This is a genomic window from Frigoribacterium sp. CFBP9029, assembly GCF_034045305.1.
In the GTDB taxonomy this organism is placed as follows: Bacteria; Actinomycetota; Actinomycetes; order Actinomycetales; family Microbacteriaceae; genus Frigoribacterium.
In genome coordinates, this window is the sequence record NZ_JAXCWB010000002.1 from 13,746 (window position 1) to 27,701 (window position 13,956).

General features: G+C 69.9%; 10 protein-coding genes and 1 tRNA gene. 10 read left to right on the top strand and 1 reads right to left on the bottom strand.

Annotated features, from left to right (window positions below; genetic code table 11):
• The first annotated feature begins 46 nt into the window (after positions 1–46).
• On the top strand, positions 47–520 hold the full coding sequence (locus tag SOM11_RS02600) for a peroxiredoxin (RefSeq protein ID WP_192057889.1): 474 nt from the start codon (positions 47–49) through the stop codon (positions 518–520).
• A 79-nt stretch (positions 521–599) separates the two neighbouring features.
• A tRNA-Val gene (locus SOM11_RS02605) sits at positions 600–672 on the top strand.
• Between the two features lie 188 nt (positions 673–860).
• Here the strand turns inward: SOM11_RS02605 and SOM11_RS02610 are convergent.
• Positions 861–2,090 carry an ROK family protein gene (locus SOM11_RS02610; protein ID WP_320477113.1) on the bottom strand — a complete coding sequence of 410 codons (1,230 nt, stop codon included), beginning with the start codon at positions 2,088–2,090 and terminating at the stop codon, positions 861–863.
• A gap of 114 nt (positions 2,091–2,204) precedes the next feature.
• Here SOM11_RS02610 and SOM11_RS02615 point away from each other — a divergent pair, with 114 nt between their 5' ends.
• The 8 genes from SOM11_RS02615 (at position 2,205) to SOM11_RS02650 (ending at position 13,873) form a co-directional block, all read left to right on the top strand.
• Complete coding sequence (locus SOM11_RS02615) at positions 2,205–3,119, top strand: substrate-binding domain-containing protein (RefSeq protein ID WP_320477114.1); 915 nt, start codon at positions 2,205–2,207, stop codon at positions 3,117–3,119.
• 199 nt (positions 3,120–3,318) lie between these two features.
• Positions 3,319–4,614 (top strand): ABC transporter substrate-binding protein, encoded by a 1,296-nt coding sequence (locus tag SOM11_RS02620; protein ID WP_320477115.1) that lies wholly within the window; start codon positions 3,319–3,321, stop codon positions 4,612–4,614.
• Positions 4,611–5,579, top strand: coding sequence for a sugar ABC transporter permease (locus SOM11_RS02625; RefSeq protein WP_320477116.1), 969 nt, complete (start codon positions 4,611–4,613; stop codon positions 5,577–5,579). The genes SOM11_RS02620 and SOM11_RS02625 overlap by 4 nt, the downstream gene beginning before the upstream one ends.
• On the top strand, positions 5,576–6,430 hold the full coding sequence (locus tag SOM11_RS02630; RefSeq protein WP_320477117.1) for a carbohydrate ABC transporter permease: 855 nt from the start codon (positions 5,576–5,578) through the stop codon (positions 6,428–6,430). Before SOM11_RS02625 ends, SOM11_RS02630 begins: the two co-directional genes overlap by 4 nt.
• On the top strand, positions 6,427–8,925 hold the full coding sequence (locus SOM11_RS02635) for a beta-mannosidase (protein WP_320477118.1): 2,499 nt from the start codon (positions 6,427–6,429) through the stop codon (positions 8,923–8,925). The genes SOM11_RS02630 and SOM11_RS02635 overlap by 4 nt, the downstream gene beginning before the upstream one ends.
• 2 nt (positions 8,926–8,927) lie before the next feature.
• Complete coding sequence (locus tag SOM11_RS02640) at positions 8,928–9,896, top strand: ROK family protein (protein WP_320477119.1); 969 nt, start codon at positions 8,928–8,930, stop codon at positions 9,894–9,896.
• Between the two features lie 60 nt (positions 9,897–9,956).
• Positions 9,957–12,866, top strand: coding sequence for a carbohydrate binding domain-containing protein (locus SOM11_RS02645; RefSeq protein WP_320477120.1), 2,910 nt, complete (start codon positions 9,957–9,959; stop codon positions 12,864–12,866).
• A complete protein-coding gene (locus tag SOM11_RS02650) occupies positions 12,863–13,873 on the top strand; it encodes a glycosyl hydrolase (protein WP_320477121.1) in 1,011 nt (336 codons plus the stop codon). Before SOM11_RS02645 ends, SOM11_RS02650 begins: the two co-directional genes overlap by 4 nt.
• Positions 13,874–13,956: the final 83 nt, after the last annotated feature.

A 13,956-nucleotide genomic window follows, 5' to 3' on the forward strand; every position in this document is an offset into this window, starting at 1 on the left:
TCGTGTTTGTCGCCGGCCGCCCGGGCCGACGCGGAAGGATCGCACCATGGCACTGGAGAACGACATCCAGGCTCCCGACTTCGATTTGCCGAACCAGTTCGGCGAGCACGTCAGGCTGTCGGACTACCGAGGTGTGAAGCCCGTCGCGCTCGTGTTCTTCCCTCTCGCGTTCTCGAGCACCTGCACGAAGGAGCTGTGCACGCTCCGCGACAACCTGGCGATGTTCCAGGACCACCGCGTCGAGCTGCTCGTCGTCTCCGTCGACTCGAAGGCGACGCTCCGGGCCTTCGCCGACGAGAAGGGCTACGACTTCACGCTGCTCGCCGACTTCTGGCCGCACGGCGAGGTCTCGAAGGAGTACGGCGTGTTCCTCGAGCACAAGGGCTTCGCCACGCGGGCCACGTTCCTGATCGACGTCGACGGCATCATCCGCGAGCACTTCGTCACCGAACCCGGTCAGGAGCGCTCGATCGACGACTACCGCGCCTCCCTCGACACCCTGGTGCCGGCCACCGTCTGACGGGACACCGCCCAGGAGGCGCGACTCGCGCCTCCTCAGCCGCTAACCTGATACGACCCGCCCGGCCAGACCGGCGCAGGGGCCTTTAGCTCAGTTGGTAGAGCGCCACGTTTACACCGTGGATGTCATCGGTTCGAGCCCGGTAGGGCCCACCGGAGTAGTTGCCGGTCAGAGGCAAGTCTTTCCGAGAGCAATGCCTCGTATGCCGTTGCACAAGCATTCTCGTGTCGGTGTGGTGTTGGTGAAGGACGACCCACTTTCCTACGTCGTGGACGCCAATCGCATCTTGCTTGAGAGGACCCTCGCTCAGATCGTGGGTCTGGCTCCGGGCTTCCGCTGGTCAGTTCGGCTGAATGAGCTGCGGGCCGTGTCCCGGAGAGACAGAGCTCTGCAAGACCAGCGCTGCTGCTCCGATCGCGGCTGAGTCTCTCGGGTTGGTGGCCAACTCGACTCGGACGTCGTGCGATTGCCGAGCGAATGCGCTCTCCGTGAGACGTTCTCGGACGGCCCGGGCGTACACGGAACCCGCGACCGCGATGCTCGGACCGGAGAGCACGAGCCGGTCGACGTCGAGGACGTTGACGAACGACACGACGGCGGCGGCGAGATAGCGCGCGGACGTGGCGATCAAGCTCTCGGCGACTGGGTGCCCGCCCACAGCAGCGCGAGCCAGACGGTCGAAGTCTTGGGCAACGGTGTGATCCTCGAAGGCGAGCCCGAGGCCGGTCAAGCGTCCTGACTGCTCACGGGCTTGAAGCAGGACGGCGGCGGGCGCCGCATAACGTTCCACGCATCCTCGGTTGCCGCAGAAGCAAGGCTCGCCATCGAGGTCGACGGACGTGTGCCCGAGCTCGCCAGCGTTCGAGCTCGCACCGCGGTACAGGGCCCCGTCGATGATGATGCCGGCGCCGAGGCCCGTGCCCATGTAGATGCCGGCGAAGGTCTCGGTGCGGGGGACACGACGCGTCCAGAACTCGCCCACGGCCGCGGCCGCGGCGTCGTTGTCGATCAGGACGGGGACGTCGAGGCGTTCCGAGAGCCTGTCGCGGAGCGAGAAGCCCTCCCACCTGCGGAGCGTCGGCGAGCGGAGGATGGCGCCGTGGTCGGCCGACAGCGGGCCGGGGGCGACCACGGCGACACCAGCGATCGACGCCCGTGAGATGCCAGCGGCGTCGACGAAGGCGTCGAACTGCGCCACGAGGCGATCGGTCACCTCGTCCGGCGAATCGAGCGACGCACCGTCCACGAGCTGCCGAGCGACGATCCCCCCTCCCGCACCCGTCGCCACGAAGGTCATCGACTCGAAACCGAGCTGGACGCCCACCGCGTAGAGGGCCCCGGGATTGATCTCGACGAGGGTCCGAGGCTTGCCGCCGCCCGAGGCCACCCGACCGCTCTCTCGCACGATGCCCTCGACGAGCAGCTTGCGGACGATGTTGGAGATGCTGGGCTGGGTAAGACCGGTCGTCTCGGTCAGCTCGACCCTGCTGATGGGGCCGGACGAGCGGATGACATCGACGACGAGTGCCCTGCTGCCCGGACCGGACGCGGAGGACTCGGGTCTGGCCACGTCGTCCTCCGCACCTCGGGCGAGCCCTGGTGTGTTGCTGGCCCGCGTCGGTGACACGATAGCGGTCACGAGAGAGCGCACGGCACCATGATCGGGGCCGAGGAGGACGAGGCGATGAGAGACGCGACCCTGACCGAGAGCGACCGCCCGTCGCGCCTCCCGCGGCCGATCGGCCTGACCCTGGTGCGTCCCAGCGAGATCTACGGGGCCGAGCCGTACTTCCACGAGCTCACCGCCGGCCTCGACCGTGTCGTGCGGCCGCGCGGGCATGCGGTCTTGCTCCGGGTCCTTCCCGACCGTGAGGCCGAACTCGACCTGTGCCGCCGGTGGTCGGCCGGGGGCGTCGTGGACGCCGTGGTGCTCGTCGACCTGGGCGTGGACGACCCGCGGGTGTCACTGGTATCCGAGCTCGACCTGCCCGCGATCTCGGTGTCGTCGCCCGCCATCTCGAGCGGGCTCCCCGCCGTCTGGACGAACGACGACGTCGCCGTCGAGGAGGCGGTAGATGCGCTAGCACTATTGCACCACGTCCATCTCGCCCACGTGAGCGGTCCGCTGCGCCTCGCTCATTCCGTCGCCCGCCGGGACACCTTCATCGCGGTCTGCGAGGAGCGGGGCCTGACTGCGTCGACGATGACGGGGGACTACTCATTCGAGTCGGGTGAACGCGCCCTGTCGGCGCTCCTCGACGGGCAGGCCTGCCTTGACGACCCGACCATCGTGGGCGCCCTTGCTATTCCGACCGCGGTCGTCTTCGACAATGACCTCATGGCGCTCGGTGGACTCGCAGAGGCGCAACGCCGAGGTCTCAGCGTGCCTGGTGACCTCTCGATCGTCGCGTGGGACGACTCGGCCCAGTGCCAGCTCTCCGAGCCGCCGCTCTCCGCCCTCAGCCACGACGTCCAGCGCATCGGCGAGATGGTGGGCGAGACAGTGCTGGCAGTTCTCGACGGCCAGAGACCGCCCACCCTCGAGGCGCCTCCCATCGTCTTCGTGCCCCGGGCGACGACCGGCCCGCCCGCGCGCTGACGTCCCCGAGAGCGGACGCTCCTTGCCCGCCTGTCCGCTTCGGCGACAGTAAAGTGCATAAATTAATAATCAAAGTCTTGACACGGCATGATGCCGCGGGCGAAGCTGAGGCACCCGACCAGCTCGCACCCGCCGAGACCTGCCGGACAGAACGGCCGAGGCACCTCGCCGGCACCCACGAACGAAGGAGTTCGCACGCATGAAGAAGACAGCACTCATGGGCATGGCGATGGTCTCGCTCACCGCGATCAGCCTCAGCGGCTGCTCGTCGGCGTCCAACGACGACGGCGACCCCTCGGGCGAGATCACCGTGCTCACCAACCGCACCGACCTCGTCGACACGACCTTCGCCGACTACGCGAAGACGTTCGAGGACAAGTACCCGGGCACGAGCGTGAAGTTCGAGGCGCTGACCGACTACGAAGGCGACGTCAAGATCCGCCTGAACTCGAAGGACTACGGCGACGCGCTGCTCATCCCCAGCTCGAACGTCACGAAGGACCAGTACTCGAGCTTCTTCGAGCCACTCGGCACGGTCGACGAGATGAGCGAGAAGTACCGCTTCGTCGACGCAGGCGCCTACGACGGTCAGGTCTACGGCATCTCGACCTTCGGCTCGGCCATGGGCATGGTCGTCAACAAGAAGGTCTGGGCCGACGCAGGCGTCACCGAGGCCCCGACCACGCAGGAGGAGTACCTCACCGACCTGCAGGCCATCCGCGACAAGACCGATGCCGACCCGTACTACACGAACTACGCCGACGGCTGGCCGCTGGCGACCCTCGAGGGCAACCTCGGCGCCACCCAGGGGCCCGAGGTCCGCATGGAGATGGCCGAGGACGACGCCCCTTGGACCGAGGGCACAGACCAGTACAAGATCGACGACCTGCTCTTCCAGACCGTCGAGGCCGGCCTCAGCGAGGCCGACCCGACCACGACCAACTGGGAGGAGTCCAAGAACCTCCTCGCCCAGGGCAAGATCGGCTCGATGGTCCTCGGCTCCTGGGCTGTCAGCCAGATGCAGGACGCCGCCGAGGCCGCCGGCGCCTCGCGCGACGACATCGGCTTCTGGCCGATGCCCTGGCAGGTCGACGGCCAGTTCACCTCGGTGACGGCCAGCGACAAGGTGCTCGGCGTCAGCAAGAACAGCGACAACAAGGCGACCGCGAAGGCCTGGGTCGACTGGTTCACGAACGAGTCCGGCTACGCCGAGAGCCAGGGAGCCATCAGCCCCGTCAAGAGCGACCCCGAGCCCGACACCCTCTCGGACTTCACCGCCCTCGACGTCCAGTACCTCGAGCTGGCTCCGGACCCGGTCGGCAAGGAGGCGCTGCTCACCGACATCGCCAACGAGGCGGAGATCGACATCTTCGGCAACACCTACCGTCAGAAGCTGATCGACACCGCCCGCGGCGCCGCCGACGGCGACGAGGACTCGTTCTTCTCCGACCTCAACGACCGCTGGGCCGCAGCGCAGGAGAAGGTCTCCGAATGACCCAGCTCGCCTCGCCTCCCGAGGTCGCGGCGACCGTCACCGACGACGGCCGGCGCCGGGGCACCCGCCCCGGCGCCGGCCCGGCCGGGCGCGTGGGCCGTCGCGGCCTCCGCGTCACCCCGTGGCTCTTCCTCGTCGTGCCGCTGGCGTTCCTCGTCGTCCTGACCTACGTGCCGGTCGCGAACCTGCTCTGGTACAGCGTCACCGACTGGGACGGCCTGTCGCCGGTCAAGGAGTTCGTCGGCCCCGAGAACTTCGTCGAGATCTTCACCCGGCCCGAGATCTTCCAGGTCTTCTTCGTCAGCCTCTTCTACCTGGCCGGCGCCATCGCCCAGCTCGTCCTGGCCCTGTACTTCGCGACCCTCCTCAGCTTCAAGACCCGCTTCTCGAACCTGTTCAAGGGGATCATCTTCTTCCCGTACCTCATCAACGGGGTCGCGATCGGCCTCGTCTTCCTCTACTTCTTCCGCCCCGGCGGCACCCTCGACGCCCTCGCCGCCCTGGTCGGGGTCGAGAACACCCCGCAGTGGCTCGGCGACCCCGGCGTCGTCAACACCTCGCTCGCCGCCACGAGCGTCTGGCGCTACATGGGCCTGAACTTCGTGCTCTTCCTGGGCGCGATCCAGTCGGTCCCGTCCGAGCAGTACGAAGCGGCCGTCCTCGACGGCGCGACGTCGTGGCACAAGTTCCTCTACATCATCGTGCCCAGCATCCGACGCATCCTCGGCCTGTCATTCATCCTCGCGATCGCGGGCGCCCTCTCGGCGTTCGAGATGCCGTACATCATGACCGGAGGCGCCAACGGGTCGGAGACGTTCGTCATCCAGACCGTCGACACCGCGTTCCGCTTCTCGAAGGTGGGCCTCGCCTCTGCCATGGCCGTGGTCCTGCTCGTCATCGTGCTCGTCATCACCGCGGTGCAGCGGCTGCTGTTCCCCGACGAGAAGAAGGAGGAGGCCTCGTGACCACCGAGTCGCTCACCCGCTCGCGCGCGCTCGCCCGCACCGGGACGACCGTCAAGTACGTCAGCCTCGTGCTCGCGTGCCTCGCGGCCCTCGTCCCGCTCGTCACCATCGTCATGCTCGCGTTCAAGACGGACGAGGAGTACCGGACCACGACCCCGCTCACCCCGCCCGGCAACTGGCTCAACCTCGACAACTTCGTCACCGCCTTCACCCAGGGCGGCATGCTGATCGGCTTCGTCAACACGGGGATCATCCTCGTCGTGTCCGTCGTCGGGACCATCCTGATCGGCACGATGGCCGCCTACGCCATCGACCGGTTCCGCTTCCGCGGCCGGAAGCTCGTGCTCGGGGGGTTCCTGCTCGCGACCCTCGTGCCGTCGGTCACGACGCAGGTCGCGACCTTCCAGGTGATCAGCGCCCTCGACCTCTTCAACACTCGGGGCGCGGCGATCCTCATCTTCATGGGGACCGACATCGTCGCGATCTACATCTTCCTGCAGTTCATGCAGTCGATCCCCGTCTCGCTCGACGAGGCCGCGATGCTCGACGGCGCGAGCCGCTTCACCGTCTACTGGCGGATCGTCCTGCCGCTGCTCAAGCCGGCCATCGCGACAGTGGTCATCATCAAGGGCATCGCCGTCTACAACGAGTTCTACATCCCGTTCCTCTACATGCCCTCGCAGGACCTCGGCGTCATCTCGACCTCCCTGTTCCGCTTCATGGGCCCCTTCGGCGCGCAGTGGGAGGTCATCGCGGCCGGGACCTTGCTCGTGATCGTCCCCACCCTCATCGCCTTCCTCTTCCTCCAGCGATACATCTACAACGGCCTCACGGCAGGAGCCACCAAGTGACCACCACCCTCCCCACCACCGCGACCGAGACCCGCCGCCCGTTGCACGACGGCTGGTCCGTCCGCTCGACCCGCGGCCCGGTGCCCGCCGACATCGCCGCGGCGACCGTCCCCGCGACGGTGCCCGGCCTCGTCCACACCGACCTCCTCGCCGCCGGCCTCATCCCCGACCCCTACCTCGACCGGAACGAGCAGAAGGTCACCTGGATCGGCGAGAGCGACTGGGAATACCGCACCACGTTCGCGTGGAGTCCCGACGGCCACGACCGCCACGACCTCGTCTTCGAGGGCCTCGACACCGTCGCAACGGTCACCCTCAACGGCACCGAGCTGGCACGCACCGTCAACCAGCACCGCGCCTACCGCCTCCCGGCCGACGGGGTGCTCGTCGACGGCGACAACGACCTCGTCGTCCACTTCGCCTCGCCCGTCGCCTACGCCGACCAGGCCAGCCTCGACATCGGCTACCGGCCGCACACCTACTTCCACCCCTTCAACGCCATCCGCAAGGCGGCCTGCAACTTCGGCTGGGACTGGGGCCTCGACGCCGCCTCCTCGGGCATCCACAAGCCCGTCATCCTGCACTCCTGGTCGGGCGCCCGCGTCGACAGCGTCCGCCCCGTCGTGACGACCGACGGAGGCGCGGGCCACGTCCGTGCCCACGTCACGATCGAGAGGGCGGCCGGGTCCGACGCCGCGGTGACCGTCTCCGGCTCCGTGACGAGCCCCGACGGAGCCGAGGCAGCCACGGCCAGCGTCGACGTCTCCCCGGGCGCGACCGAGGCCGTCGTCGACCTCGACGTCGCCGACGTCGCGCTCTGGTGGCCCCGCGGCCACGGCGACGCCGTCCTCTACGACCTCGCCGTCGACCTCGGCGTCGACGACCAGCCCGCAGCCGCCTGGTCGACCCGCATCGGCTTCCGCACGGTCGTCGTCGAACTCGAGCCCGACCCAGAGGGCACCAGCTTCCGGGTCGTCGTCAACGGCCAGCCGGTCTGGACCAGGGGCGCGAACTGGATCCCCGACGACGCCTTCGTCACCCGCGTCACCCGCGACCGCGTCGCCGCCCGCCTCGACCAGGCCGAGTTCGCGAACATGAACCTGCTGCGCGTCTGGGGCGGCGGCTACTACGAGTCCGACGACTTCTACGAGCTGTGCGACGAACGCGGCATCATGACCTGGCAGGACTTCCTCTTCGCCTGCGCCTCCTACGCCGAGGAGGAGCCGCTCCGCGGCGAGGTCGAGGCCGAGGTCCGGGACAACGTGACGCGCCTCATGTCCCACCCGAGCCTCGTGCTCTGGAACGGCAACAACGAGAACATCTGGGGCTTCGAGGAGTGGGGCTGGGAGAAGCGCCTCCAGGGCCGCACCTGGGGCCTGGGCTACTACCTCGACCTGCTGCCGCGCCTCGTCGCCGAGCTCGACCCCGAGCGGTCCTACACGCCCGGCAGCCCCTGGTCGGGCGACCCCGAACGACCGGCGAACGAGATCGAGCACGGCTCGGTGCACCTCTGGGAGCTGTGGAACCGCGTCGACTACCCGCACTACCGCGACACCGTGCCCCGTTTCGTCGCCGAGTTCGGCTGGCAGGGCCCCGCGACCTGGTCCACGATCCAGCAGTCGATCTCCGACTCGCCCCTGACGCCCGAGTCGCCCGGCATGATCTGGCACCAGAAGGCGACCGACGGCAACGACAAGCTGACCGACGGCCTCGTCGCGCACCTCCCGCTGCCCGACGACACCGAGGACTGGCACTGGGCGATGTCGCTGAACCAGGCCCACGCCGTCGCCTTCGCCATCGAGCACTGGCGGTCGTGGAGCCCCACCACGATGGGGTCGATCGTCTGGCAGCTGAACGACTGCTGGCCCGTCACCTCGTGGGCCGCCGTCGACGGCTACGGACGCGCCAAGCCGCTGCTCTACGCCCTCAAGCACGTCTACGCCGACCGCCTCGTCACGATCCAGCCGCGCGGCGACGACCTCGTCGCCGCCGTCTCGAACGACTCGCTCGAGGCGTGGGAGGCGCAGGTCGTCCTCGAGAGGCTCTCCTACGACGGCGAGGTGCTCGCCTCCGCGACGGTCGACCTTGCGCTCGACGCCCGCACCACCAGCACGGTCGCGATCCCCGCCGCGGTCACCGCCTTCGGCGATCCGGCCCGCGAGCTGGTCGTCGCCACGGTCGGTGCCGAGCGGGGGCTGTGGTTCCCGGTCGAGCAGCGCGACTCGGCCCTGACCGCCGCCGAGCTGACGACGACCGTCACCGCGGTCCACGGCGGCTACGACGTCGTGGTGACCAGCGCCTCCTTGGCTCGCGACGTGACGCTGCTCGTCGACAAGGTCGACGTGCACGCCGTCGTCGACGACATGATGGTCACCCTGCTGCCCGGGGAGTCCGTGACGTTCCGCGTGAGCAGCGATGCCGACCTCACCCCCGAGCAGCTGACCTCGGCGAGCGTGCTCCGCACGTCGAACCAGCTCGTCGTCGACTGGGCCTGACGATGTCAAGGATCGCCCTGGCCGTCGACCTGGGCGGCACCAAAATCGAGGCTGCCCTCGTCGACGACGACGGCCGGATCGTCGGGGGCAGCCGGGTGCGCGCCGCCACGGGCGCGGCGGCCTCGTGGGCAGAGCTGCGGGGTGCCGTCGGCACCGTGGTCGACGGTGCCCTGGCCGCCCTCCCGGCCGGCGGCGAGCTGCGGGGAGCCGGCATCGGGTCGGCCGGTCCCGTCGACCTCGTCGCGGGCACGGTGAGTCCGAAGAACCTGCCCGTGCTCGCCGGGTTCGACCTGCGCCGAGAAGTCGAGGAGCGCCTCCCGGCCCTGTCGGTCCGGCTGCGCCTGGACGGCACCTGCATCGCTCTCGCCGAGCACTGGCTCGGAGCGACGGCCGGGCTGGCGAACTCGATGTCCATGGTGGTCTCGACCGGGGTCGGCGGCGGGCTCATCGTCGGCGGCGCACTGGTGTCGGGCAGGACGGGAAACGCCGGACACGTCGGCCAGATCCACGTCGCGGGCTTTGGCGGGCGCTCAGAGGACGCCGACTCGACCACGCTCGAGGCCGTCGCGTCCGGGACGAACTCCGTGCGCTGGGCCCGGAGCCACGGCTGGGCCGGGTCCACGGGCGAGGACCTCGCCCTGTCGTGCGCCGCAGGGGAGCCGACCGCCCTGGCGGCCGTCCACCGATCCGCAGCAGCCGTCGGCCAGGCGATCGCCAGCACGACCACGCTGCTCGACCTGGACGCCGTCGCCATCGGCGGCGGCTTCGCGGGGGTCGTTCCCGACTACGTCGACCTGGTGCGCCAGGCGGCCCGTCGAGCCACCGTGCTCGCCTACTCCACCGAGGTGCTCATCGTCCCGGCAGCCCTCGGATCCGCCGCTCCCTTGCTGGGAGCCGCCGCACTCGTCCACCGCCCCGACATGGTCGACCCGAACCGGGTCGACACGCGGCGGCTGGTCAGCACGACCTGACACCAGGCCGCCCGACCGGGGCGCCTTGATCACCGCACAGCCGAAGGAGCCTGAGCACCCATGACGACACCGACCGCCATCAGCGTCCCCAGCCACGACCATCCGTCCCGCACGACCCCGAGACCGACACGGAGGCGGTCGATCCGAGTGTGCGCCGTGGTCGCCACGGGCGTCCTGCTCGGCTCGCTCGCACCCCTCACTCCGCACCAGGCGGAGGCCGCGTCCGCCGCGCCCCGCGCCGAGTGGACGACCCAGAACACCGAGTTCGTCACCCGGGACGCCTCGCGGCTCCAGCTCGGGGGAGAGACCTTCCGGGCCAGCGGGGCCAACATCTACTGGCTCGGCCTCGACGAGAACGTCGGCGGGGTCGACTACCCCACCTTCTTCCGCATCAAGGACACCCTCGACTCGGCCCACCGTGCCGGCATCACCGTCGTCCGGTCGCACATGGGCACCTCGACCGGCCAGGACGACGCGAACACGCTCGCGCTGATGCCGAGCCTGGGCGAGTACGACGACGACGCCTTCGCCACGATCGACTTCGCCGTCGCGTACGCCGGGTCGCTCGGCATCCGGCTGATCCTGCCGCTCACCGACGAGTGGGAGTACTACCACGGCGGCCACCGCGACTTCACGACGCCCCTCGGCCTCGAGTCCGCCGACTTCTACACGGACCCGCGGGCGATCGCCGCGTACCAGGACTACGTCGACCACGTCGTCGGGCGCACCAACGCGCTGACCGGCGTCCCCTACGCCGAGGACCCGACCATCATGGCGTGGGAGCTCGGCAACGAACTCGAGGGAATGACCCTCCCGTGGATCGACGACCAGGTCGCCCACATCAAGCAGCTCGCCCCGTCACAGCTCGTCGCCGCCGGCCGACGGTTCGACATCGACCCCGACACCCTCGCCGCGACGGCACTCGACATCGTCGACGTCCACTACTACCCGCCGACGGCCGCCCGCGTCTCGGCCGACGCGGCGACCGTCACCTCCGCCGGGAAGGTCTACATCGCCGGCGAGTACGCCTCGACGGCGGCGACGCCCGCGCTGTTGAGCCCGCTCGCCCAGGACCCGGCCGTCTCCGGGATGTTCGCCTGGTCGCTGTTCGGCCACGACGACCGCGCCGGCCTCGTGCCCCACGACGACGGCTTCACCTTCCACCTGCCCGGAGGGACGCCGTCCGAGGAGTCTCGGGCCGAGGCGATCCGCCAGTACGCCCGCGACATCGGCATCGTGCTGCCCGCCCTGCCTCTCGAGGCCCCGCTCGTGACGAGCGTGCAGCGAGCCCAGGGCATCTCGACCATCACCTGGCGCGGAACGGCCGGCGCAGCCGGATACGTCGTCGAGCGACAGGTCGCCGACCAGCCGTGGACGACCGTCACCGAGGAGGCGCTGGGCGCGTCGGCCGGGACCGTCACCGACATCGAGTCCCCGGCTGGCGCCTCCTACCGTGTCCGGGCACTCGACGGCGCGGGGACGACCGGACCCGCGTCCGACGTCGTCCACCCGGACGGCGGCGACGTGCTCGTCGATCCCGTGCAGGACTGGCGCCTCTCGTCCGCACACGACGGCGTGACGGTCGCGGCCGACCCCGACGGAGGGTCCGTGATCGCGACGGACGACACGTCCGGTTCGGTGGCCTGGCAGCGTGCCGGGCTCACCCGTGCCGAGTTCCAGGTCGACGAGCCGCCCGCCGCCCGCGTCGAGACGAGCGCCGACGGCAGCACCTGGGTGCCCGCCGCCACGGTCGTCACCGACGAGGGCTCGGTCGTCGCCGACGGCCTCGCCGACGACCACGTCCGCGTCGTGTTGACCGGAGACGCGCACCTCACGCGGGCCACCCTGCGGTCCGCGGCCGTCGACCCCACCACGGCGCCCGGCGCGTTCTCGCTCCAGGCGCCCCTCGACGAGACGACGGGCACCACCTCGACGCCGGACTTCGCCTGGACGGCCGCGACCGATGCCGCCTACTACCGCTTCGCGCTCACGAACGCTGAGGGCACCGTCGTGGCCTCGGCCGACGGTCTCACGGGCACGTCGTACCGGCCCGACGTCATGCTCGAGCCCGGCACGACCTACCGCTGGTCGGTCGAGGCCGTGAACGGTGTCGGCACGACGACGTCGGTACCCACGACGGCGTCCTTCTCCACCCGTCCCCTCCCGACGGAGGCGCTCGTGGTGGAGGACTTCGAGGAGTACGCCGACGACGCCGCCCTCACCAGCACCTACGTGCGCAACACGGGGGGCGGAGCCGTCACGCCCACCCTCGGTGAGAACCCGTCCACGGGCTCGCAGGCGGGACAGTTCGCCTACGACCTCGCGGGCCCCGGCTACGCGGGCGTCGTCCGCACCCTCGCCGAGCCGCAGGACTGGTGGGGCTACACCGGTCTCTCGCTCTCGCTGCGTGCCCCGGCCGGAGACGACGTCACCGTGCAGATCGTGGCGGGCGGGTCGTACTTCGAGACCACCCTCGCGGTCGAGGGGGAGGGGTGGCAGCAGGTCGACGTGCCCTTCAGGGCGTTCGCGCCGCCTGCCTGGGCGGGCGACGCCGCCCTCGACCCGTCGACCGTGACGCAGCTCGCGTTCTACCTCGGCGGCGATGGCGCGGGCGAGCTGCTCGTGGACGACGTCGTCACGACGGTCGACCCTGCCGCGGTCCTGCCTGTCGACCCGGGTACGCCGGGCACGCCGGGCACGCCCGCTACGCCCGGTGGGGGTGCCGGACCGGGCGCAGGCCCGGAGTCCGGTGCAGGAGGCGCGGTGCCCGTCAGCGGGATCGGCACCGTCCCGGCCTCCGCGACCACCGCCTCCACAGGTCTCGCCTTCACCGGCTCGACCTCGACCACGGCACTCGCCCTGGCCGCCCTGGCATCGGTCATCGCCGGTGCCGTCGCACTCCGAGCCGCACGACGACGTCGGCTCGCATCGACGACCACCGCGGTGGTCGAGCGAGGAGAAGCATCATGACCACACGTCCGAAGCACACCGCCCTCGGGGCCGGCATCGCGTTCCTCCTGGCGGGGATCCTCGCCGTGGGCGCCCCCGCGGCGACCCCGGCCGAGGCGTTCAGCCCGACCGGCAAGAGCACGGTGCTGAACTACCTGGCGAGCATCAAGGGCCAGAAGACCATCAGCGGGCAACACAACAAGGAGCCCGCCGGGCAGCCGAGCCAGTACACACAGCGCGTCAAGGACATCACCGGGGTCTACCCGGCGCTCTGGGGCGGGGACTTCCTCTTCGCCGCCTCCGACGTGGCGAACCGGCAGCGGGTCGTCGACCAGGCCAAGACGGATTGGAAGAACGGGGCGCTCGTCTCGCTCACATGGCACGTCTGCCCACCGACGGTCGGCTCGTCGTGCTCCTGGAACGACGTCAACGCGAACCTCACCGACGCGCAGTGGTCGCAGCTGACCACGAACGGGACGGCGCTGAACTCGGCGTGGAAGTCACGACTCGACGAGGTCGTCCCCTACCTGCAGCAGCTGAGGGACGCGGGCGTTCCCGCAGTCTTCCGCCCGCTGCACGAGATGAACGAGCAGTGGGCCTGGTGGGGCGGACGTTCGGGATCGGCCGGCTCCGCGAAGCTCTACCAGATCACCCGCGACTACCTCGCTGGTACGAAGGGCATGACGAACCTCATCTGGGCCTGGAACGTGCAGGACAACCCGGCCGGCGGGCTGGCCGGCTACTACCCGGGCAGCTCGTACGTCGACGTCGTCACGCTCGACGCCTGGTACAAGACCTTCCCGAGTGCAGCCGAATACCAGACGATGCAATCGATCGCGGCGGGCAAGCCGATCGCTCTGGGTGAGGTCGGCAAGATGCCCACGTCGGCGCAGTTGGCCGCGCAGCCGAACTGGACGTGGTTCATGCACTGGTCGGAGCAGCTCGAGTCCGCGAACACGCAACAGGCGATCAAGGACACCTACGCGAACCCCCGCGTCCTGCACCAGGGTGACATTGCCATTCCCTAGCTCGAACCACGCCCGGCATCGGGCATGAGAAGGGCGTCTGCGCGCGATGCGCCGACGCCCTTCCTCTCCTGCGGCACTTGCGA